The sequence below is a fragment of the Sphingomonas sp. DC1600-2 genome (assembly GCF_049897605.1).
Taxonomy (GTDB): Bacteria; Pseudomonadota; Alphaproteobacteria; order Sphingomonadales; family Sphingomonadaceae; genus Sphingomonas.
In genome coordinates, this window is the sequence record NZ_JAFCWO010000003.1 from 625,627 (window position 1) to 646,865 (window position 21,239).

Consider the following 21,239-nt stretch of genomic DNA (forward strand, 5'->3'; position numbering starts at 1 on the left):
AAGCCCGTGACGTCGAACAGCCCGAGGGCTGTCGGCCGGCCTTGCGGGAGGGCGCTTTAGCCGAGGCTGAAGCGCAGTCCCGCTGCGGCTTACTTGACTTCGACGGTTGCGCCGGCTGCTTCCAGCTGGGCCTTGATCTTGGCGGCTTCGTCCTTCGACACGCCTTCCTTGATCGCCTTCGGAGCGGATTCGACCAGCGTCTTGGCTTCGGTCAGGCCGAGCGAGGTGATCGCGCGGACTTCCTTAATGACGTTGATCTTCTTGCCGCCGTCGCCGGTGAGGATGACGTCGAATTCGGTCTGCTCTTCAGCAGCCGGAGCAGCGGCGCCGCCGCCAGCTGCCGGAGCTGCTGCAACCGCTGCTGCGGCCGAAACGCCCCACTTCTCTTCGAGAAGCTTCGAAAGGTCAGCCGCCTCGAGGACGGTCAGAGCGGAAAGCTGGTCAACCAGCGCGTTGAGGTCTGCCATGTGTAGTCTCCAGTAAAATCAGTTCAGGGTGTAATCTCGAAGGCCTGAAATCAGGCGTCCGCCGTGTCCTTCTCGGCATAGGCCATGAGAACGCGGGCGAGCTGTGCCGCAGGAGCCTGGGTGATGGTCGCGACCTTGGTTGCGGGTGCAACCAGAAGGCCAACGATCTTGGCACGCAGTTCATCCAGCGACGGCAGAGTCGCGAGCGCCTTCACGCCGTCCACGTCGAGGACGGTCGCGCCCATCGCCCCGCCGACGATCTCGAACTTGTCGGTCGTCTTGGCGAAATCGACAACCACCTTGGCGGCCGCGACAGGGTCGATGGAGCTGGCGAGACCAACCGGCCCGGTGAGCAGAGCGCCCAGCGAGGTATAGTCGGTGCCGTCCAGCGCGATCTTGGCAAGCTTGTTCTTCGAGACCTTGTAGGTCGCCCCTGCGTCACGCATTGCGTTACGCAGCTTGGTCGACTGAGCCACCGTCATGCCCAAGTTGCGGGTGACAACCACCACGCCGACTTCGGCAAACGTCTGGTTCAGCTCGGCGACGAGCTCGGTCTTTTGAGCACGATCCATGCCATTCTCCACGTTTTGACCTTACCGCGAACGGCAAGGCCGGTTACGAACCGGGCACGCAAATGCGCATCCGGTGTTGTCCAGCGATGGGGAATGGGAGCGACGCCCCTGGTGGGAGGCGGCAGGCCGGTCGCGGAAAACCGCCCCGGCAAAATCCTGTCCCCGTCTCGGCAGGAAATTAAGACCGGCAAATCCCGGTCACCTACTGTCTCGGACGGTCCCGCCGTGCTGACGCGCGACGAGAGAGTGCGTGCCCTTAACGGGCTGCTCGAAAAAGTCAACGCAAAGGGCGCGGTGGGTTCGCACGTTTGAAGACGCGCGCGAAAACCGCGAGTCCGGGGGTAAATGTCGCGGAATCTCACGGGTTTGAAACAATGAAGTAGTTTTTCTACTTCAAGATGTAGCTTTTGTGTCCAATTTGCGGAACACTCCCTCCCAAGGGCCGGGGAGCCTGCGCAGGAGAGATGGGAGATTTTCGCAAAACAGGGGGTCCGATCCGATGACGCACAGCACCTATCTCAATGAAGAATCGCAGGATGATCTGCTGAGCCGCGGTTTTGCGCGGCGCGACCTTGCGCGAATCGCGGCAGTGTTCGGGGTAGGGGCGGTTGCGGCGTCGATCGGTCGCCCGGCCTGGGCCTCGGGTGGGGTGCCCGATCCGGCCCCCACGGCGAAGGTTCGGATCGGTGCCAACGAATGCTGGACCGGGCCGCTCGCGCCGGGTGCCTTGGCCGCGACCAACATGGTCTCGCAGGGGAATCGCTATTCGCCGCAGGACCAGCGCGGCGATTTCATCAAGGCGGTGATGGCGGTCGAGAACGTCCCCTATGACCATGTCGCGCCCTGGCCAGGGTCGAGCGACCCGCTCAGCCGCTCGGTTGTGACCTTCTGTTCGCCGACCAAGGGGCTGGTGACGGCCGATCCGACCTTCGAGCTTGCGGGGCGGACTGCCGCCTGGCTTGGCGCGCCGGTCAAGGCGGTTCCGCTGACGGCGGATTATACGCATGACGTGAAGGCGATGTTGGCGGCCAACCCCGATGCGGGCCTCTATTATATCTGTACGCCCAACAACCCGACCGGCACGATCACGCCGCTGGCCGACATCGAATGGCTGATCGCCAACAAGCCAGCCGGATCGATGGTGCTGATCGACGAGGCCTATACGCACTTCGCGGGCGTGCCGGTCGCGTCGTATCTGGCGGTGAAGCATGACGATGTGATTGTGATGCGGACCTTCTCCAAGCTGTTCGGCATGGCGGGCCTGCGCGTCGGCTATATCATCACCAACCCCAAGAACATCGCCAAGATGATGCGTTATGATGGCGGCATGCAGTCGGGCGCGCTCCCCGTGACCAGCATCGCCTGCGCGACCGCGAGCCTGACGGCGGCCCCGCTGATCGCCGCGCGCCGCGCCGAGATGCAGACCGCGCGCGGGCTGACGCTCGATCACCTCAAGGCCAAGGGGATCGAGGTCAAGCCGACCAACGCCAACATGTTCATGATCGACTGGAAAACCAAGAAAGCCAGCGAGATGCAGGCGGCGTTCCGCAAGGAAAGCGTCGAGATCGGGCGGTCCTGGCCGATCTGGCCGACGGTCAGCCGCGTGACGGTGGGGTCGGCAGCGGAGATGAAGGCGTTTTGTATGGCGCTGGACAAGATCGTGGCTTGAGGCATTTTCTGACGTCGCCCCGGCTTTATGCCGGGGTCCACCGTGGTCCGCGCCTTTCGATGATGGAGCCGGACGCACGGTGGATGCCGGGACAAGCCCGGCATGACGGAAGAGGGGCTATCCCCGCACGATCAACGGCAGGATGGCGTCGAGCAGCAGCATCCCCGCTTCGGTGACGCCGAGATGATCGCCGTTGCGGGCGATTAAGCCTTGTTGCTCAAGGCGCTCAGCGGCAGTCTGGTCGATGAGGGCGGTGGGCGTTGTCTCGCCCAAATGCGCGATCCGCGCGAGATCGACGCCTTCGCGCAGGCGCAGGCCCATCAGCAAGGCCTCGGTCGCGCGGGCGTTTGGGGCGAGTGGTTCCTCGATCTGCGCGCCGTGGCCGTTGCGGGCGACGGCGCTGATCCAGTTCTCCGGCTTCTTGTGGCGCGCCGTGGCGAGGCCGTCGCGCCTGCCATGCGCGCCGGGGCCGACCCCGGCATAATCGCGATAGCGCCAGTAAACGAGGTTGTGGCGGCTCTCCGCGCCGAGCCGGGCATGGTTGGAGATTTCGTAAGCCGGCAGCCCCGCCGCCGCCGTCATCGCGCGCGTCGCTTCGAACAGATCGGCGGCGGAATCGCCATCGGGAATGACGATCCGCCCCGCCGCCGCTTCGGTCGCGAAGCGCGTGCCGGGCTCGATCGTCAATTGATAAAGCGAGAGATGCTCGGTGCCGAACGCCAGCGCGCGCGCCAGTTCGGCCTCCCAGGCGGCGAGCGTCTGGCCGGGGCGGGCGTAGATCAGGTCGAAGCTGACGCGCGCGAAGGCGGCTTGCGCGGTGTCGAGCGCGGCGAGGCCCTCGGCCACATCATGCGCGCGGCCGAGAAAGGCGAGCGCGGCATCGTCAAGCGCCTGCAGGCCGAGCGACACGCGGTTGACGCCGGCGCGTGCAATGTCGGCAAAGCGTGCTGCTTCGACCGAGGAGGGGTTGGCCTCCAGCGTGATTTCGATGTCGGCCTCGGCGGGCCAGTGGGTGGTGGCGGCGTCGATTACTGCGGCCACCGTCTCGGGCGGCATCAGCGAGGGGGTGCCGCCGCCGAAGAAGATCGAACCGAGCCGCCGTCCCGGCAGCGCTTGCGCTTCATAGGCCAGGTCGGCGAGCAGCGCGTCGCGCCACGCCGCCTGATCGACGCTTTCGCGGACATGGCTGTTAAAGTCGCAATAAGGACATTTCGAGACGCAGAATGGCCAATGGACATAAAGCGCCAGGGGAGGCGTTAGCAGGGGCGTTTCGGGGGCATTCATCAACGGGAGCCTATGGGCGTGTCGGGGAGATTACGAAAGATGCGCGTTCACTGGCTGGCTTTGCTGCCGCTGGCATTGCTGATGGGATGCGTCGCGTCCGACCCCGACCAACCGCCCCGCGTAACCGAGCCACGGCTGAGCGAAGCGCCCGCCGCGCGGGGAGAATCGCTGCTGCAGCGCGCGATGCTCGACGGGCACAACCGCGCGCGCGCCGCAGTCGGCGCGCCGCCGCTGGCGTGGAATGCCGAACTGGCCGAGGACGCTGCGCGCTATGCCGCAGTGCTGGCCGCGACGCGCGAGTTCAAACATTCGACCGAGCCGCGCGGGCGAATCGCCGAGGGCGAGAACCTCTTCATGGGATCGCGCGGGGCCTATCGATACGACGAGATGGTGCAGCTCTGGCTCGATGAGGGGCGCAGCTATCGCGCCGGCGCAGTGCCCGACATCAGTACGACCGGCCACTGGCAGGATGTCGCGCATTACACGCAGATCATCTGGCGGCGCACCAGCCAGATGGGCTGTGCGCTCGCGAGCAGTGCGCGCGACGATTATCTGGTGTGCCGCTACACTCTGCCTGGGAATGTGGTGGGGCAGCACGCGGGAGATTGATGCGTCCCTAGCCGTCCGTCACCCCGGCCTTGTGCCGGGGGCCACTCAGCCGGGCGGATGTCCTGCGACTTTAGCGTTGCGCGTCCTGCACGGTGGTCCCCGGCACAAGGCCGGGGTGACGGGTTGGGGTTTACAGCACCGCCGCAATCAGCTGCGCAAAAGCCGCCGCACGGTGGCTGATCGCGTGTTTCTGGGCCGAGTCCATTTCGGCATAGGTGACATCGCTGCCGAGCGGCACGAACACCGGATCATAGCCGAAGCCGACTTGACCGCGCGGCGGCCAGGTGAGCGTGCCGTCGGCGCGGCCTTCGAACCATTGGACATGACCGTCGGGCCAGGCGAGCGCGAGGACGCAGACGAAATGCGCGTCGCGGCTGGCATCGGGGCCTTTGGCGGTGAGCGCTTGCTCGACCTTGGTCATTGCCAGCGTCCAGTCGCGCCCATTGGGCGTTTCCGCCCAATTGGCGGTGTAGACGCCGGGATCGCCGCCCAGCGCGTCGACGCACAGGCCGCTATCGTCGGCAAGCGCGGGGAGGCCCGACAGGTCCGCTGCCTGCAAGGCCTTCAATTCGGCATTGGCGACGAAGGTCGTGCCGGTCTCCTCGGGCTCGGGTAAATCGAGTTCGGCCGCCGAGATCGCTTCGATGCCATAAGGGGCGAGGAGCGCGTTGATCTCGCGCACCTTGCCGGCATTGTGGCTGGCGATGACGAGCTTGCCGGGGGCGAGCTTGCGGATCGCTTGCGGCGGCACGGCCTCGCTCATTTTGCGACGGCCTTGGTTTGCGCGGCGAAGATGTCGGTGCAGCCGATGCGCGCGAGGCGGAGCAAACGCAGCAGCGCTTCCTCATCATAGGTCGCGCCTTCGGCGGTCGCCTGCACTTCGGCGATGTTGCCGTTTTCGAGCAGGACGAAATTGGCATCGGCGTCGGCGTTCGAATCCTCGTCATAATCGAGGTCGAGCACGGGCGTGCCCTTGAAGATGCCGCACGAAATTGCCGCGACCTTCTGCGTCAGCGGGTCGGCGGTGAGCTTGCCGGTGGCGAGTAGGCCATCGATGGCGAGGCGCAGTGCGACCCATGCGCCCGAGATCGACGCGGTGCGGGTGCCGCCATCGGCCTGGATCACGTCGCAATCGAGCACGATCTGGCGCTCGCCGAGCAGCTTCAAATCGGTGACGGCGCGCAAGCTACGGCCGATCAGGCGCTGGATTTCCTGGGTGCGGCCGGATTGCTTGCCCTTGGCGGCTTCGCGGCTGCCCCGGGTGTGCGTGGCACGCGGGAGCATGCCGTACTCGGCGGTGACCCAGCCTTCGCCCTTGCCGCGCAGGAACGGCGGCACCTTTTCCTCGATCGAGGCGGTGACCAGCACCTTGGTGTCGCCGAAGCCGATCAGTACCGATCCCTCGGCATGGCGCGTGAAGTTGGGCGTGATGGTGATCGCGCGCATCTGGTCGGGGGTACGGCCGCTGGGGCGCATCGATATTCTCCTGAAAATGGTCGGCTCGCCGTACCCGTGCGTTGAGGCAGTGTCACCCCTATCTGAGGGGGCACTTCACGGAGCCACGCCGTCACGATGACGCACTATCACCCTTCGACCCAGGATCGCCTGAAAGGTGCAGGCGGTGCGGCGCTGCTGGTGCTGGCGATCGGCTATGGGCTAATCAGCGGGCTGTCGGTCGATTTCCGGACGAAGGTGGTGGAGGACTTGAAGGCCTTCGTCGTCACGCCGCCCGCGCCGCCGCCCAAGCCCGACGTCGTCCCTGCACCGCATGAGGCGCAGAAGCGCAAGGCGGGCGCGGCCGCACCCCCCAATCTTACCGCCAAGGCGAACGAAGTCGTTGCGCCGCCGCTGGTGATCCGCCCGCCGCAGCCGCCCCCCATTGCCGTTGCGCCGATCGCTGGAATCGGCAGTGACCCTTCGGCTGGCGCAGCCCCAGTCCGCGGCCCCGGCACCGGCAGTGGCGGGCAGGGCAATGGCACCGGCAGCGGAGACGGCGGCGATGGCGACGGCGGCGGGGGCGGGGAAATCCCGCTGCAACTGATTCACGGCGAACTGAAATACCGCGATTTGCCGCGCGCGCTGTACGACGCGGGCGTGGCGGGCAAGGTCGGGCTCGAATTCGACGTCGGTGTTAAGGGGCGCGTGACGGCGTGCCGGGTCACGCGGTCGAGCGGGAATGCCGCGCTCGATGCGGCGACCTGCCAGTTGATCATCGACAAACTGCGCTATCGCCCGACCCGCAACGCGGCCGGCCGGGCAATTCCCGATACGGTGACGGGCGAACAGGTGTGGACCGTCGAGCGCGATCGCGGCGACGATTGAGCGTCTGTCCCCAGAGCCCCAGGGACAGACGATTGAGGGTGCTGGTTGAGTGGGCGGCGCGTTAGCCCCATATTGCCGACCATGACCACCGCACCGATCACCGAACTCAACGACCGCGCCCGCGACGTGTTTCGCGTGGTGGTGGACAGCTACCTTGCGACCGGCGCGCCGATCGGTTCGCGCACGATTGCGCAAATGTCCGGGCTCAACTTGTCGCCCGCCTCGATCCGCAATGTGATGCAGGATCTCGAAGAACTTGGCCTGCTCGCCGCGCCGCATACCAGTGCCGGGCGGATGCCGACCGATAACGGCCTCCGGTTGTTCGTTGATGGCATGATGCAGGCGCTCGAACCCTCGCCCGAGGAACGTGCCGCGATCGAGCGCCAGATTGAACAGGCCGGGCCGGTCGAACAGGCGATCGCGGCGACGACGGCGGCGCTGTCGGGCCTGTCAGCCTGCGCCGGTATGGTGATGGTGACCAAGCGCGAACTGGTGTTGCGGCAAATGACCTTCGTCACCCTCTCCGCCGACAAGGCGTTGGCCGTGCTGGTCGGCGAGGACGGCTCGGTCGAAAATCGCGTGATCGATATCCCCCTCGGCCTGCCACCATCGGCATTGGTCGAGGCTGGCAATTATATGAGCGCTATGCTCGGCGGCCTGACCTTGTCCGAGGCCCGCGCGCGGATCGAGCGGGAGATGGCCGACGAGCGCGCCGCGCTGGACGGCGCGGCGCGGACGCTGGTCGAACGCGGCCTCGCGATCTGGAGCGAGGATGCCGATCGCCGCCCGGTGCTGATCGTCCGCGGGCAGGCACGGCTGATCGACGATGCCGCCGCCGCCGATCTGGAACGTGTCCGCGAATTGCTCGACGACCTGGAGGGCAAGCAGGAAATCGCGCGTCTGCTCGACAATGCCAGCGCGGGCGATGCGACGCGCATCTTCATTGGTGCGGAGAACAAATTATTCTCGCTTTCCGGTTCATCTGTCATCACCAAACCCTTCCGTGGTCTTGATGGTCGCGTGATCGGCGTTGTTGGTGTGATTGGGCCGACACGGTTGAACTATGCGCGCGTCGTGCCCATGGTGGATTATACCGCCGCGACACTCGCGCGGCTCATGGGCTAATTGGATAGTGTGACGACATGATCGAAGACGAAAAGATCAACTTGACCAGCGAACTGCGCGCCGAAACCGCGACCGACGCGCCGGAAGTGGCCGAACACGATTACGCGAAAGAGCGCGTCGCCAAGCTGGAAGCCGAACTTGCCGATGCCAAGTCGCAGGTCTTGTATGCCCATGCCGAGGCGCAAAATGTCCGTCGTCGTGCCGAGAAGGAATCCGCCGACGCGCGCGCTTATGCCGCGACTGCTTTCGCGCGCGATTTGCTGTCGGTCGCCGACAATCTCGCGCGCGGCCTGGACGCGATCCCCGCCGAGTTGCGCGAGGATGAGAAGCTGAAGGGTCTGATCGCGGGTCTGGATGCGACCGGTCGCGAACTGGAAGCGGTGTTCCAGCGCCACGGCATCAAGAAGATGACCACGATCGGCGAGAAGCTCGACCCCAATTTCCACCAGGCGATGTTCGAAGTGCCGAGCGACCAGCCGGTCGGCACGGTCGTGCAGGAAATGCAGTCGGGCTATATGATCAAGGACCGCCTGTTGCGGCCGGCGTTGGTGGGCGTGGCGAAGGCGGGGTGACGTTTACGGAGAACGCTCTAGGCGACATCCTGAGCTGCGCCTTTGCAGCAGCGCTGATAGGATATGTCGCCTGGGCGTTTCCCCGCAGACGCAAACCAAAACCGGTCGAGGTGCCCGACAAGCGGGATCAACCCTACACAGTGTACACCACACAACATGATCTAGTCCTGCGAGGACGAGACGTGCCCGACACGTTGGCCAATGACGCGTTTCTTAAGGCAAAGGGTTGGTCCTTGTGCGATGGCACGATCTGGCAGCGCAAGGTAACCGTCGCGCGGGGCATCGAAGCAGTGATGACCGATCGGGTTGCGATGCCGCCGCCGCTGGATGATTGGGCAATCTGCCTCTTGGTCGATCAATCGGGGTCCATGCGCGATGATCCGATTGCCCATACAGCCGCGACTGTCAGAGGGGTCAGCCAGGCGTGGACTGCGGCTGGGGCCCGCATCGCCGTTTTTGGCTTTTCGACGGTCGGCTGGCACGGCGGAAAAGCGCGACAGGATTGGCTTTGGAACGGGCAGCCCAAACGTCCCGGTCGCCTCTGTGCGCTGTTGCATGTGATCTACAAGGATTTCGATCGTCCGTTTGACGATGACGACTGGGCCGCCATGCTGTATCCTGACCTCTTGCGCGAAAACATCGACGGCGAAGCGATCGTCTGGGCCGCCGGGATGTTGTGCCAACGTCACGAGGCTCACAAAGCACTTATTGTCGTGTCCGATGGGGCTCCGGTCGATGACATCACCTTGCTGCATAATGGCCCATCTTATCTCGAGCGTCATCTCCGCGCGACCATCCGCGCTATCGAGCAGGGGCACGAGATTCATATCGCAGCGCTCGGAGTCGGATTCGCCGTCGATCGCTATTATGCGCTATCCGAAACGGCAAAACGTCTCGAGGACTTGCCGGTCGCTTTCAACGCGCTGATTTCCAAATTGAAAGGCGAGAGCCATGCCCATTAACCCCAACCTCACCGCCGAGCGCGCGACGTTCGTCACGCATCTCGAATGTTCGATGACCGGGGAGCGTTATGAGGCGGACCAGCTTCATGGCCTGTCGCGCGTTGGGCGGCCGTTGCTGGTGCGCTATGATCTGGCCGCGGTGAAGGCGGCGATCCCCAAGGCGATGATTGCGGCGCGGCCGACCGATTTGTGGCGCTGGCGCGAATTGCTGCCGGTGCGGCATACGCGCGACATCGTCAGCCTGGGCGAGATCGAGACCCCGCTGATTGCGATCCCGCGCTCGTCGGGCAGCCCCAATGTGCTGGTGAAGGACGAGGGGCGGCTGCCGACCGGATCGTTCAAGGCGCGCGGGCTGGTGATGGCGGTGGCGATGGCCAAGGAGCTGGGCGTCACCCGCATCGCGATGCCGACCAACGGTAATGCCGGGGCGGCGCTGGCGGCCTATGCCACGCGCTGCGGGATCGAGACGATCGTGCTCTGTCCCGACGATACGCCCGAGATCAACGTGCGCGAAATCGCGGCGCAGGGCGCGCGCGTCTACCGCGTCAACGGCCTGATCGACGATTGCGGGGCGATCGTCGGCAAAGGCGCGGCGGAAGGCCGCTGGTTCGATTTCTCGACGCTGAAGGAGCCCTACCGGATCGAGGGCAAGAAGACGATGGGGCTGGAACTGGCCGCGCAGTTCGGCTGGAAATTGCCCGATGCGATCTTCTACCCGACCGGCGGCGGCACGGGCTTGATCGGCATGTGGAAGGCGTTCGATGAACTCGAACAGCTCGGCTGGATCGGGTCCGAACGCCCGCGCATGTATGCCGTGCAGGCGAGCGGCTGCGCGCCGATCGTCCGCGCGTTCGAGGCGGGCGAGGAGCATGCCGAACGCTGGGAGGACGCCGCTACCGTCGCTGCAGGGATCCGCGTGCCCAAGGCGGTCGGCGATTTCCTGATCCTGCGCGCGGTGCGCGAAAGCGGCGGCAAAGCGCTCGGCGTCGGCGATCCCGCGATCCTGAAGGCGGTCGATGATTGCGCGCGCAAGGATGGTTTGTTGCTGTGCCCGGAAGGCGGCGCGACGCTCGCCGCCTATCGCGAGGCGCTGCGCACGGGCGAAGTGGATGAGGATGAGCGCGTCGTGCTGTTCAATTGCGCCACGGGCCTGAAATATCCGATGCCCACCGCAGACGCTGCGCTCGACCGTTTCGGAGAGATCGACCTGGGCGCGCTCTAGGCGATTGCGCGCCCGCCCGATCAGATCACCTGCGCGCGATTCTCGTCGCGGTGCTTCTTCAAATATTTCATGAAGGGCGTGCCGCCAGTGCCGACATCGGGATCGTTGCCCGCAGCATTGCTCGCCTGCTTGTTGATATAGGCGGCGGCATATTCGAGGTGACGGCTACGGAAGCGCGCGACTTGCTCGACACAAGCGTTGAACGCCGCTTTCAGCGTCGGCGACTGTGTCACGGCGAAGGCGCGCAGGCCGCTTGCCGCCTGCATATCCTCGATAAAGGCGCGGTGCGTACGCGGGCGGTATTGATGCAGCTCGAGCAGAAAATCGCGTAGCTCGTCGCCGGAATGGACGACTTGAAAGAGCGCATCCATCGTTGGCACGATCGAGCTTTGCGATCCGGTTTGTCCGCGTAGTGCCTGCGGCTTGCCGTCGAAACGGGCGACCCCGTCATAGATCAGCCCGCCGGGCATCGCCGGATTGTTCTTCCAGCCGTTGATATAGGGACGCACCCGATTGAAGTAGATATAGGGGTCGCACTTCTCGACCATGCGATCGAAGATCGCGTTGATCGCATCCCATACCGCGTGCATGTCCAGCAGCAGTGCCTCGACCGCGGCGGCATCGCCGGTATCGCTGGCCTGGACCAGCTGCACCGCCAGTTCGAGTGCGCGGCCTGCCTCGGCCTCGATCGCGACATGGACCAGCACGAACCAGTTTTCGTCCTGACCACCCGCGAAATGCTGATCCATTACCAGATTTTCGAGGGCGATCGGGCCGCTCTTGTCGAGCCGATACCAATTGTCGAGCACATAACCCGCATAGTTCATCACCGGCGGGAAGCCGATCCGGTCCGCCAGCGCGACAAACGGCACGGCGAGATTGGCGGGCAGCCGGTCGAGCGGCGTCGGCTCCCCCCACACATAAGCCTGAACGAGAAAGGAATAGCGCACCATCGCACGCCCGATTTCCGCATCGGCGGCGGTGGCGAGGAAGGCAGCGATATCGGGGGTGGGCAAGGCATCGAGCCAGTGGCGAACCCGGCCGGTGGTCACCAGTCCGGACAGCTTGGCGGCCGCCTCCTCGATCGGGCCAAAGTCCCCGGGCAATGCGATCTCGTCGATTTCATGGGGCGACAGGAATCCGCGTTCGGCAGACAGGCCATAATGAGCAAGGTCATGGAGCGGCATCGCGAGTCTGGCCTCAATGTGGTTTCGAATGAAACTTCTTATCGTAAGCCCGCGTCTCGCGCCAGTTGCACTAAAACGGTAGTATGTTGACAGGGTCGATGCTGGTCCGCACGGTTGGGCTGGCGCCAGTCGTCGCACCGTCCGGCTTAAGCCAGCGTTCGAGACCAAAGTTATGGCACCCCAGGATCAGAAAGCCGACCCAGCGACAAGCAGAGAGGGCGTGCGTTTTCTCGACGGCGGCGGCGCGGTCGGGGCGCTGCTGCGCGATTTCGATTGGGCGTCGCATCCGCTCGGGCCCCCGCAGGATTGGCCCGCCGCCTTGAAGCTTAGCGTTGGGCTCTGTTTGCGTTCCAGCTTCCCGACTGCGATCTACTGGGGCTCCGAATTCCTGCTGCTCTACAACGATGCGTGGACCGTGCTCGCGGACAACCACCCCTGGGCGCTGGGCCGACCGGCGGCGGAGGCGCGCCCCGACATCTGGCCGGTGCTTGGTGCCCAGTTCCGCGAGACGTTGGCGGCCGGTGAGGGGATCTCGCATGTCGCCCAACGTCTGATGATGGTGCGCGGAGGTGCGCTGACCGAGACCTTCTGGAGCTATAACAGTTCACCTATTCTGGACGAGGACGGGGTGGCCCACGGCATCCTTAACCAGGGGCTTGAGGTCACCGCGCAAGTGCTGAACGAACGCGCGCTAATCGCGGCGAAATCCGAGCGGGATTTCGTTTTGCACCTTGTCGAACAGCAGCGGGTTCAGCGCGATTCCGCCGAGGTTATGCACCTGACGGCGGAAGCGGTCGGCCAATATCTGGGCGTTGACCGGGCGGGCTTCTTCGATGTGACCCCGGATCACGTCGTCGAATATGGGCCGAGTTGGGTTGGTGGAGCATTGTCGCCGCTTACGCGGCCGATCCCTGCGGCTGTTTTCGGGGCGCGCTGGGACGCCGCCATGCGGACAGGCGAGACGATCGCGTTCGGCATGCCGGATGACCGTGATGCACCGCCTGCGGAGGCGCTGGGCCTGGTCGGCAGCCGAGCCGGGGTCACGGTACCCTTGCTTCGTGGCGGCGAATGGCAAGGCGGCTTCTATCTTAGCCATGCGGAGCCGCGAAACTGGACCGGCAACGAAATCGCACTGATTGAGGAAGTTGCGGAATTGAGTTGGGACGCAGTCGCGCGCGTGCGGGCGGTCGAGCGGCTGCGGGCGTTGAACGCGGACCTGGCTGGCGAAGTCGCAGCGCGGACTGCCGAGCGCGACCGGCTGTGGGAGGTGAGCGAGGATTTGCTGGGGATTGCCACGCGCGATGGTCGGTGGCTGTCGATCAACCCTGCCTGGGAACGCGCGCTGGGATGGTCCGCCGAACATATCCTGGGCCGCGATTCGCAATGGTTGCGCCATCCCGAAGACACTGGTGGCAGTGCCGCCGAGATCGCACGCATCGCCGCCGCCGAAACGACCCACCGGCTGGAGAAGCGCTTGCGGACCAGGGCGGGCGACTACCGCACCTTTGCGTGGCAAACCACGCTGTTCGGGGACCGACTCTACACCAGCGCCCGCGACATTACCGAGGAGCGGCGACAGCATCAGGAGTTGCTGGCGGCCGAAACGCGCACGCGGATGGTGCTGCAGGCGATGGACGGGGTGGGGGTGTGGACCTACGATCTGGCGAACGACCGTTTCGAGAGCGATAGCGAGTTTGCCGCGCTATACGGTTTCAGCCCGGAGCATGTGGCGCGGGGCGTTACGCTGGCGGACGTGATGGCGCGCATCCACCCGCAGGACCTGCCCAAGATGCAGGCTACAATCGCGCATGTCCGTGCGACTGGCGGCGACGGTGCCAATGAATATCGTCTGCAACTGCCCGACGGCAGTGTGCGCTGGATAATGGCGCGCAACCACGTGCTGCGCGACCCGGACGGCAAGCCGGGCAAGGTCGTCGGTGTCGGCGTCGACGTCAGCCGCCAGCGCGAATTGGAGGAGCGGCTGCGGCAATCCCAGAAGATGGAGGCGGTCGGACAATTGACCGGCGGCCTCGCGCACGATTTCAACAATCTGCTGACCGGCATCTCGGGCGCGCTGGAGCTGATGCAGCTTCGCCTGAACCAGGGGCGGATCGACGATCTGCCGCGCTATATCGGCGCGGCGCAATCGGGAGCCGCGCGCGCGGCTGCACTGACGCATCGGTTGCTCGCCTTCTCGCGCCGTCAACCGCTCGACCCCCGACCGACCGATGTGGCGAAGCTGATTGCGGGGATGGAAGATCTGGTGCGCGGGACGCTGGGCCCCAGCATCGTGCTCGACGTGGTGACGCCCGCCGATAGCTGGCCGATCCTGGCCGACGCCAACCAGCTTGAGAACGCCTTGCTCAACCTGTGCATCAACGCGCGCGATGCCATGCCCGATGGCGGCATGGTGACGATCGCCACGCACAATGTCGTGCTAGACGAGAAAGCGGCGGGCGAGCGTGACGTGCCGCCAGGCCCCTATCTCGCGCTCAGCGTCGCCGACACCGGCACGGGCATGAGCCCCGAAGTGATCGCGCGGGCGTTCGATCCGTTCTTTACGACCAAGCCGATGGGGCAGGGAACGGGACTTGGCCTGTCGATGATCTATGGCTTTGTGCGACAATCGGGCGGGCATGTGCAGATCGATTCCGTGCGCGACCAGGGCACGACTATGACGCTTCTGCTGCCGCGCCATATCGGCGAGGCGGCGGACTTGATCGCCGCCGGGGCCGGGACCGCGATCCCGGTCGGTGCGGGCGAAACGGTGCTGGTGGTCGATGACGAGCCGACCGTGCGGATGCTCGTCATGGAGTTGCTCGGAGAACTCGGTTATTCGGCGATCGAGACCGAAACCGGCGAGCAGGCACTTAAGGTGCTGAAATCGCAGGGACGAATCGATTTGCTTATCACCGATGTCGGCTTGCCCGGCGGTATGAACGGGCGGCAGGTCGCTGATGCCGCGCGCGCGTCCCGCCCCGAACTGCCCGTGCTGTTCATCACGGGCTTTGCAGAAAATGCGGTGGTCGGGGATGGTCCGCTCGAACCTGGCATGGCGTTGATCGCCAAGCCGTTCGCGATGGACACGCTGGCCGCGCGGATCCGCGCGATGTTGGCGGGGGCTTAGGCGGCGCGGTCGCGCAGCGGGGCGATCTCGTCCTTGCGCCGCAAATAGGGCGCGACGAGGTTGCGCGCGCGGAACCATTCCTGCCGCTCGGGCGACAGTGTGGAAAAATTGCCGATCACGCGGCGGCACTCCGGGCTGCGGCACTGACAGATCATGTGCCAGTTCGATTCGGCGAGCGTGGTCGAATAATCCCAGGCGATTTCTTCGCCGGGCGCGATGTCGCGGGTCGCGACCAGCACGACGCTGGTGCCGCCAAAGCGCAGCCCGGCATTGGGAGAACAGCTATGGTTGATGAGATCGTCGATACGGCCAGAGGGACCCATATAATGTTCGGGGGTTACCTGGACGAAGCGGTCGCTCGATCCGCGCATCAGGCTCGGCACGCGATCTGCGCGGAAGCGGCGACCGGTGAAGCGGATGATCTCGTCGCCTTCGGCAAAGCCTTGCGCGGCATAGACCGCCTTGCCCAGATGCGTCTCGCCGACCGCGAACAGATTGGCGGTGGGGGCATAAGCGTCCAGCACGTAGAAGCGCCCGTCGCGGAAACCGAGCGAGCGCAGCGGGTTGATCGTCGCCAACCCGACCATAAACCACACGCTGGCGTGGCAGAGCAGTTCGACCAGGATATAGACATATTCCCCGGCATGTTGGTCGCCATTGCGCGTCGCCACCAGCAAGGTCGCCAGATCGCCGATCGTCCACAGTCCCCATGCAGGTGAGCGTTCGCGCGTGCGGTCTTCCATCACGCTTTGCCAGGTCGGCCAGAAGCTGACGGGGACGGCGGCGACCACCAACATGTGCGCCCAAAAGGCATTGCGCGACACGATCCACACTAGCAGCGCGGCGAGGCACGCGGCGGTGCAGGCCACTTCGCCGCGCGACGGCGCGCTCCACACCGAACGCCGCCAGATCCCGATCGTCACCACCAGACACGCGAGCGTGGAGAGCGCGAACACCCAGCCTTGCAGCGCCGCTGGGTTGACTGCCGCATAGGTGGCGGCCTCGACCGCCGTCGCTGCCGTCCAGATCAGCCAGGAGGCGCGATTGGGTTGTACCAATTGCCGTCGCAGCCCGGCGAGATACGATCCGTATCCTGCCAGGCTGCAGACGATTGCAATTGGGAACCAGGGGTCGATCGCCATGCCCGCGTGCCGTTATGGTTAAGCCCGAGCTTACCCATTCTGCGGACTCGCGTCCACACAAACCGAGGACTCACCACGAGTCGCGGGGAATTTTGAGTCGTTTGAATCGCTTAGAGCGCGGCGACGCGCACGATTATGTCGCGGTAGATTCGGCTCAGCGCGAGTAGATCGTCGAGTGCTACCGCTTCATCGAGTTTGTGCATCGTCGCGTTGAGCAGGCCGAATTCCACCGTCGGGCACAGTGCCGACAGGAAGCGCGCGTCGGAGGTGCCGCCGGTGGTGGAGAGTTCGGGGCGGATGCCGGTCTGCGCCGCGATTGCATCGCCGATCAGGTCTGAGAAGGGGCCGGGGGCGGTGAGGAACGCTTCGCCCGAAATGCGTGCGACCATCGTGGCGGCGGGATCGTGGCGCTTGACGATCGCCTCGATCCGGTCGGCGAGATCGACGCCGCGCTGTTCGTCGTTGAAGCGGATGCTGAGCCGCGCCTCGGCGCGCGCCGGGATGACGTTGGTGGCGGGGTTGCCGACGGTGATGTCGGTCACCTCGATGTTGGAAGGCTGAAACCACGCGTTACCGGCATCGAGCACGATCGCGTCGATTTCGGCGAGCATCGCGACCAGGCGCGGGATCGGATTGTCGGCCAGGTGCGGATAGGCGACATGGCCTTGCTTGCCCGGAACCCCGATCCAGATGTTGACCGATCCGCGTCGCCCGATCTTAAGGGTATCGCCCAGCCGCGCGGTGGAGGTCGGCTCGCCGACCAGGCACAAATCGGGCCGCACGCCGTTTTCCGCCATTCGTTCGATCAGTGCGCGCGTGCCGAAAATGGCGGGCCCTTCCTCATCGCCGGTGATGATGAGACTGAGCGGAATGCCGGGCTCGACCGGGATTGCTGCGACGAAGGCTGCGATCGCCCCCTTCATGTCGACCGCGCCGCGCCCGTGCAGCAGCCCGCCGCGCACCTCAGGAGCGAACGCGCCGCTGGTCCACCCTTCGCCCGGCGGCACGACGTCGAGATGCCCGGCAAAGGCCAGGTGCGTGCCACGCCCGCCGCGCGTCGCCAGCAGGTTTTCGACCGGTCCGTCGGGCGCGGAACCCGCGATGAAACGGTCAACCGTGAAACCGAGCGGCAGCAATGCCGCCTCCAGCACATCGAACACCGCGCCTTGCGCGGGCGTTACGCTTTCGCAAGCGAGCAACGCCTTGGCGAGGTCGAGCGGATCGGGCAGAAGACGGTCATTCATGGGAGGGGACATTGCCCAAGCTCGATCTCGACACAATCCCGCAAACCAATGCGACCGGCTATCCAGCCCCATTTGATGCGCCAGTGGCGGGGCGCTGGTATCGTCGGCTGGCACCGGTGACGGGGCTGACACACTTCGCCGCAAGCCACGTTACCCTCAAGCCTGGGGCCTGGTCGTCGCAGCGGCATTGGCATGCCGACGAGGATGAGATGGTGGTGATGCTGTCGGGCGAGGCGGTGCTGGTCGAGGATGGCGGCGAGACGCTGATGCGCGCGGGCGACATCGCGACCTTCCCGGCGGGGGTGCGCGACGGGCACCATTTGCAGAACCGCACCGACAGCGATTGCGTGTTCGTCGCGATCGGGGCGGGCGAGCGGCTGCTCGGCGGGGAGTATCCCGACATCGACATGCGTTTCACCGTCGACGGCCATGAGCATAAGGACGGTACGCCATACGCGACGGCGCGCCTGCCCTGAGCGTCAGGCCCTGAACTTAGGTCTTGGCGGCGGGCTGTTCGAACTGCTCGATCACCCATTCCTCTTCCTGCGCCGAGGCGATCCAGTCCTGCATGAAGGGGTGGTGGAGCACCGCATCCATATAGGAGGTCGCGAAGCGCGCGACGGGTAAGCTGTAGGTGACAATGCGGGTCACGACGGGGGCATACATGATGTCCGCCGCCCCGAACGCGCCGAACAGGAAATCGCCTTCGCCGCCGAAGCGCGCGCGCGCCTGCGCCCAAAGTTCCATGATCCGCTGCAGATCGGCGAGCACGTCCTCATCCGGGCGTTGCGGCGGGAAGATCTGGCGGACGTTCATGCTGTGCTTGCGGCGCAGCGCGGTGAAGCTGGAGTGCATTTCCGCCGCCATCGACCGCGCCATCGCGCGCGCGGCGGTGTCCTCCGGCCAGAACAGGTCGCGGCTGGTCTTTTCCGCGAGATATTCGACGATGGCGAGGCTGTCCCACACCACCGCATCGCCATCCCACAGGATCGGCACCTTGCCCGAGGAGGGCGCGAATTCGTCGCCCTCGCGGCGCTTGTCCCATTCGGCATCGTACAGCGGCACGACCGCTTCCTCGAACAGCAGGCCCGATTGCTTGCACGCAAGCCAGCCGCGCAGCGACCAGGAGGAATAGGCCTTGTTGCCGATGATCAGTTTCATGGGGCCCTGCCTAAGCGAGGCGCGCGCGGGGTGCAACATGGCGACGGGAACCCGGGCGATGGTGATGCCGATCGCCCGGGCCGACTCCGGAGACGAGGGGCAAATATTGTTCGGCCGTACCGAAGATCCGTCGTCGAGTTTCCTATGATAGAACTGACGTTTCGCTTTGTCGTGCCGCGTCTCCTGTCGCTTGGCGTTAATTCGCCGCAAATTGGAAGACGCAATGAATTTGATGAAACGCCTCGACTCGATTCGTTCCTTACAGCGAAAGATCGCGACAATTTCCGGGCTGTGTTTGGGAATAACTGTCATAATTCTTGTTGCGATCAGCGCGATTTCATCGCTCACCTCGCATCTGTATGTCAGCAGCGAAGTGGGCGGGATTGTCAGCAGCCAGGCCAAGGATACGCTGCAAAATCGAGCGGCGGTCGAGGCGGACACCGTGAAGGGCGCATTGAACGTTGCATTCGATGCGGCCCGAACGACTGCTCAGTCCTTCGCGGTACTGGTTGGCAGCACGCCGAGCGGCGCGCGGCGCGACCAGTTCAACGCGATCATGCGGAGGGTTCTGGAACAAAACCCCGGCTTCAACGGCACCTATTCGGCATGGGAGCCGAATGCGATCGACGGCGCGGACGCAGCGTTCGTCAATAATCGCGCCAAGGGTTCGGACGATACCGGCCGCTATCTGCCCTATTGGACGCGTGCGGCCAATGGCAGCGTCGCGATCCAGCCGCTGGTCGAATATAACAGCGCCGAGCGCCATCCCAACGGGCTGGTCAAAGGCGGCTGGTATCTCGGGCCACGCACCAATAATCATGAAAGCATCCTCGGACCTTTGCCCTACACGGTGCAGGGCAAGCGCGTATTTCTTGCAACGATGTCGGTACCGATCTCGGTGGGGGGCAAGTTCGTTGGTGTCGCAGGTGCCGATTACGACCTCGATTTCCTGCAGAAGCTGGCGACCAAGACCAATGGTTCGCTGTTTTCGGGCAAGGGCGTCGTGTTGATCGTCAGCGATACTGGATTGATCGCCGCAAACAGCGCCGACCCGTCCTCGATCGGAAAGCCGGCCGCGTCGGTCGACCCGCGTTGGTCGCAATTGGAAGGGATCGTACGATCGGGTGAGGCCAAGGTGCTTGACGACGCGAAGCAGACCAATATCGACGTCTATTCGCCGATCCATCTCGGGCGCAGTACGACCCCATGGTCGGTGGTCATCTCGGTGCCACGTGCTCTGGTTCTGGCGCAGGCCGATACGCTTAGCGCTACGCTCGGTTCACGTGCGATCTCAGGGGTCGTCTGGCAGCTTGTGCTTGGCCTCGGCGTAGCCGTCGCTGCGATCTTCGCGATTTCCCTGGCCGCTGCCCGTATTGCCCGCCCGATCCGCGAATGCGCCGAGTTTGCCGATGGCATCGCGCGAGAACAGCTCGATCAAACGCTGCACATCCAACAGGTCGATGAGGTTGGCACCCTGGCCGAATCCTTGCGGAAGATGCAGGGCGATCTCAAAACCAGCATCACGCGGCGCGCAGAGGAGCAAGCGAAATCGCTTCTGGTCGTCGACACGCTATTGACCAACCTTGGAGGTTTGTCGCGCGGCGATTTGACGGTCGACATTACCACCACGTTCGCCCCGGAATTTGACGAGTTGAAGAACAACTTCAATTCGGCCCTGTTGAATCTGCGTACGTTGATCGGCGCGGTGGGGGAAAGCACGGCGGGCATCCTGACCGGATCGGGCGAGATTGCTCAGGCATCGGAAGACCTGGCGCGGCGTACCGAAAGCAATGCGGCAAGCCTTGAGGAAACCTCTGCCGCGATTGCCCAGATGGACAATCGTCTTAAGGCGACCGCGGTCGCCTCCGGACAGACGGTCGCGCGGGCCGATCAAGCGATTGCGACGGTCGGCGGTGGCCGCGAAACCGCAGACGAGGCGGTGCAGGCGATGGGCCGGGTGAGCCATAGCGCGGAGGGAATCGACAGCGTCATTGAGGGCCTCGACAAGATCGCTTTCCAGACGCGGGTGCTGGCGATGAACGCAGCGGTTGAGGCGGGGCGTGCCGGCGACGCGGGCCGGGGCTTCGCCGTCGTTGCCGATCTGGTGAGCGCGCTCGCCATGCGTGCCGAGGAGGAAGCGAAGCGCGCGCGTGACCAACTGACCGTGACGCAAACCGAGATTGTGACGGCGGTGAAGGCGGTCGAGCGGGTCGATGTGGCGCTGGCGAACATCGCTGGCGATGTCGATGCGGTGCATAAGCTGCTCGGCTCGATGGCATCGGACAGCCAGGCGCAATCGTCGGCGATCACCGAGATCAGCGCGGCAATCAACGAAATGGACCGTTCGACTCAACAGAATGCGGCGATGGTTGAGGAAACGTCGGCCGCCGCGCGCAACCTGTCGACCGAAGTGGTGTCGCTGAGTGCGCAAGCGTCGCAGTTCAAGGTCGACACGTCCGCAAAACCGGGGGCGGGATCGCGCGCACTCACCAACGGTCAGCGTCGTCCGGTGGCGACGCAAGCCGCATTGCAACAGGGCGCGTGGGTCCGTCACTAAGACGGCTTGAAGACCAG

General features: G+C 64.8%; 19 protein-coding genes. 10 read left to right on the forward strand and 9 right to left on the reverse strand.

Going from position 1 to position 21,239, the window contains the following annotated elements; genetic code table 11:
- Nucleotides 1-89: 89 nt before the first annotated feature.
- Both rplL and rplJ read right to left on the reverse strand, forming a co-directional pair.
- A complete protein-coding gene (gene rplL, locus ACP7BL_RS09685) occupies nt 90-467 on the reverse strand; it encodes a 50S ribosomal protein L7/L12 (protein WP_010407636.1) in 378 nt (125 codons plus the stop codon).
- 50 nt (nt 468-517) lie between these two features.
- Complete coding sequence (rplJ, locus tag ACP7BL_RS09690; protein ID WP_126847514.1) at nt 518-1,039, reverse strand: 50S ribosomal protein L10; 522 nt, start codon at nt 1,037-1,039, stop codon at nt 518-520.
- Between the two features lie 499 nt (nt 1,040-1,538).
- Between rplJ and ACP7BL_RS09695 the strand changes: the two genes are divergently transcribed.
- Nucleotides 1,539-2,708, forward strand: a complete 1,170-nt coding sequence (locus ACP7BL_RS09695) for a pyridoxal phosphate-dependent aminotransferase (RefSeq protein WP_426258212.1) — start codon at nt 1,539-1,541, stop codon at nt 2,706-2,708.
- A 117-nt stretch (nt 2,709-2,825) separates the two neighbouring features.
- Here ACP7BL_RS09695 and hemW read toward each other — a convergent pair whose 3' ends face one another.
- Complete coding sequence (gene hemW, locus ACP7BL_RS09700) at nt 2,826-3,992, reverse strand: radical SAM family heme chaperone HemW (RefSeq protein WP_426258213.1); 1,167 nt, start codon at nt 3,990-3,992, stop codon at nt 2,826-2,828.
- A gap of 39 nt (nt 3,993-4,031) precedes the next feature.
- On the opposite strand from hemW, the gene ACP7BL_RS09705 reads away from it, so the two are divergent.
- Nucleotides 4,032-4,601: a CAP domain-containing protein gene (locus ACP7BL_RS09705; protein WP_426258214.1), complete on the forward strand. Its 570-nt coding sequence runs from the start codon at nt 4,032-4,034 to the stop codon at nt 4,599-4,601.
- 130 nt (nt 4,602-4,731) lie between these two features.
- On the opposite strand, the gene rdgB is transcribed toward ACP7BL_RS09705, so the two are convergent.
- Entirely contained in the window at nt 4,732-5,364 is a 633-nt protein-coding gene (gene rdgB, locus ACP7BL_RS09710; protein WP_426258215.1) for an RdgB/HAM1 family non-canonical purine NTP pyrophosphatase, read from the reverse strand.
- Nucleotides 5,361-6,077, reverse strand: a complete 717-nt coding sequence (gene rph, locus ACP7BL_RS09715) for a ribonuclease PH (protein ID WP_426258216.1) — start codon at nt 6,075-6,077, stop codon at nt 5,361-5,363. The genes rdgB and rph overlap by 4 nt, the downstream gene beginning before the upstream one ends.
- 96 nt (nt 6,078-6,173) lie before the next feature.
- Here rph and ACP7BL_RS09720 point away from each other — a divergent pair, with 96 nt between their 5' ends.
- From ACP7BL_RS09720 to ACP7BL_RS09740, 5 genes are all read left to right on the forward strand, one after another.
- Entirely contained in the window at nt 6,174-6,923 is a 750-nt protein-coding gene (locus tag ACP7BL_RS09720; RefSeq protein ID WP_033964288.1) for an energy transducer TonB, read from the forward strand.
- An 81-nt stretch (nt 6,924-7,004) separates the two neighbouring features.
- A complete protein-coding gene (gene hrcA, locus ACP7BL_RS09725) occupies nt 7,005-8,048 on the forward strand; it encodes a heat-inducible transcriptional repressor HrcA (RefSeq protein WP_033964289.1) in 1,044 nt (347 codons plus the stop codon).
- 17 nt (nt 8,049-8,065) lie between these two features.
- Entirely contained in the window at nt 8,066-8,620 is a 555-nt protein-coding gene (gene grpE, locus ACP7BL_RS09730) for a nucleotide exchange factor GrpE (RefSeq protein ID WP_033964290.1), read from the forward strand.
- Between the two features lie 311 nt (nt 8,621-8,931).
- Nucleotides 8,932-9,582 carry a cobaltochelatase CobT-related protein gene (locus ACP7BL_RS09735; protein WP_185867640.1) on the forward strand — a complete coding sequence of 217 codons (651 nt, stop codon included), beginning with the start codon at nt 8,932-8,934 and terminating at the stop codon, nt 9,580-9,582.
- On the forward strand, nt 9,572-10,804 hold the full coding sequence (locus tag ACP7BL_RS09740) for a threonine synthase (protein WP_426258217.1): 1,233 nt from the start codon (nt 9,572-9,574) through the stop codon (nt 10,802-10,804). The genes ACP7BL_RS09735 and ACP7BL_RS09740 overlap by 11 nt, the downstream gene beginning before the upstream one ends.
- 20 nt (nt 10,805-10,824) lie before the next feature.
- Here the strand turns inward: ACP7BL_RS09740 and ACP7BL_RS09745 are convergent, their stop codons facing one another.
- The gene (locus ACP7BL_RS09745; protein ID WP_426258218.1) at nt 10,825-11,991 is read right to left on the reverse strand and encodes an indoleamine 2,3-dioxygenase; all 1,167 of its coding nucleotides are present in this window, start codon (nt 11,989-11,991) and stop codon (nt 10,825-10,827) included.
- A gap of 220 nt (nt 11,992-12,211) precedes the next feature.
- Here ACP7BL_RS09745 and ACP7BL_RS09750 point away from each other — a divergent pair, with 220 nt between their 5' ends.
- Entirely contained in the window at nt 12,212-15,118 is a 2,907-nt protein-coding gene (locus ACP7BL_RS09750) for a PAS domain-containing protein (protein WP_426258219.1), read from the forward strand.
- Here the strand turns inward: ACP7BL_RS09750 and ACP7BL_RS09755 are convergent.
- On the reverse strand, nt 15,115-16,260 hold the full coding sequence (locus ACP7BL_RS09755) for an SET domain-containing protein (RefSeq protein WP_341203502.1): 1,146 nt from the start codon (nt 16,258-16,260) through the stop codon (nt 15,115-15,117). The two genes, ACP7BL_RS09750 and ACP7BL_RS09755, sit on opposite strands and share 4 nt — an antisense overlap.
- 110 nt (nt 16,261-16,370) lie before the next feature.
- Nucleotides 16,371-17,504, reverse strand: coding sequence for a succinyl-diaminopimelate desuccinylase (gene dapE / locus ACP7BL_RS09760; protein ID WP_426258220.1), 1,134 nt, complete (start codon nt 17,502-17,504; stop codon nt 16,371-16,373).
- A gap of 11 nt (nt 17,505-17,515) precedes the next feature.
- On the opposite strand from dapE, the gene ACP7BL_RS09765 reads away from it, so the two are divergent.
- The gene (locus ACP7BL_RS09765; protein ID WP_426258221.1) at nt 17,516-17,980 is read left to right on the forward strand and encodes a cupin domain-containing protein; all 465 of its coding nucleotides are present in this window, start codon (nt 17,516-17,518) and stop codon (nt 17,978-17,980) included.
- Nucleotides 17,981-17,996: 16 nt separating this feature from the next.
- Here the strand turns inward: ACP7BL_RS09765 and ACP7BL_RS09770 are convergent, their stop codons facing one another.
- A complete protein-coding gene (locus tag ACP7BL_RS09770) occupies nt 17,997-18,665 on the reverse strand; it encodes a glutathione S-transferase family protein (protein WP_426258222.1) in 669 nt (222 codons plus the stop codon).
- A 373-nt stretch (nt 18,666-19,038) separates the two neighbouring features.
- Between ACP7BL_RS09770 and ACP7BL_RS09775 the strand changes: the two genes are divergently transcribed.
- Nucleotides 19,039-21,222 (forward strand): methyl-accepting chemotaxis protein, encoded by a 2,184-nt coding sequence (locus tag ACP7BL_RS09775; RefSeq protein WP_426258223.1) that lies wholly within the window; start codon nt 19,039-19,041, stop codon nt 21,220-21,222.
- The last annotated feature ends 17 nt before the right edge of the window (nt 21,223-21,239 follow it).

What these genes read in the sequence shown, in the direction of transcription:
- rplL (WP_010407636.1), bottom strand. Translation starts at nt 467, where the DNA reads ATGGCAGACCTCAACGCGCTGGTTGACCAGCTTTCCGCTCTGACCGTC.
- rplJ (WP_126847514.1), bottom strand. Translation starts at nt 1,039, where the DNA reads ATGGATCGTGCTCAAAAGACCGAGCTCGTCGCCGAGCTGAACCAGACG.
- ACP7BL_RS09695 (WP_426258212.1), top strand. Translation starts at nt 1,539, where the DNA reads ATGACGCACAGCACCTATCTCAATGAAGAATCGCAGGATGATCTGCTG.
- hemW (WP_426258213.1), bottom strand. Translation starts at nt 3,992, where the DNA reads ATGAATGCCCCCGAAACGCCCCTGCTAACGCCTCCCCTGGCGCTTTAT.
- ACP7BL_RS09705 (WP_426258214.1), top strand. Translation starts at nt 4,032, where the DNA reads ATGCGCGTTCACTGGCTGGCTTTGCTGCCGCTGGCATTGCTGATGGGA.
- rdgB (WP_426258215.1), bottom strand. Translation starts at nt 5,364, where the DNA reads ATGAGCGAGGCCGTGCCGCCGCAAGCGATCCGCAAGCTCGCCCCCGGC.
- rph (WP_426258216.1), bottom strand. Translation starts at nt 6,077, where the DNA reads ATGCGCCCCAGCGGCCGTACCCCCGACCAGATGCGCGCGATCACCATC.
- ACP7BL_RS09720 (WP_033964288.1), top strand. Translation starts at nt 6,174, where the DNA reads ATGACGCACTATCACCCTTCGACCCAGGATCGCCTGAAAGGTGCAGGC.
- hrcA (WP_033964289.1), top strand. Translation starts at nt 7,005, where the DNA reads ATGACCACCGCACCGATCACCGAACTCAACGACCGCGCCCGCGACGTG.
- grpE (WP_033964290.1), top strand. Translation starts at nt 8,066, where the DNA reads ATGATCGAAGACGAAAAGATCAACTTGACCAGCGAACTGCGCGCCGAA.
- ACP7BL_RS09735 (WP_185867640.1), top strand. Translation starts at nt 8,932, where the DNA reads ATGCCGCCGCCGCTGGATGATTGGGCAATCTGCCTCTTGGTCGATCAA.
- ACP7BL_RS09740 (WP_426258217.1), top strand. Translation starts at nt 9,572, where the DNA reads ATGCCCATTAACCCCAACCTCACCGCCGAGCGCGCGACGTTCGTCACG.
- ACP7BL_RS09745 (WP_426258218.1), bottom strand. Translation starts at nt 11,991, where the DNA reads ATGCCGCTCCATGACCTTGCTCATTATGGCCTGTCTGCCGAACGCGGA.
- ACP7BL_RS09755 (WP_341203502.1), bottom strand. Translation starts at nt 16,260, where the DNA reads ATGGCGATCGACCCCTGGTTCCCAATTGCAATCGTCTGCAGCCTGGCA.
- dapE (WP_426258220.1), bottom strand. Translation starts at nt 17,504, where the DNA reads ATGAATGACCGTCTTCTGCCCGATCCGCTCGACCTCGCCAAGGCGTTG.
- ACP7BL_RS09770 (WP_426258222.1), bottom strand. Translation starts at nt 18,665, where the DNA reads ATGAAACTGATCATCGGCAACAAGGCCTATTCCTCCTGGTCGCTGCGC.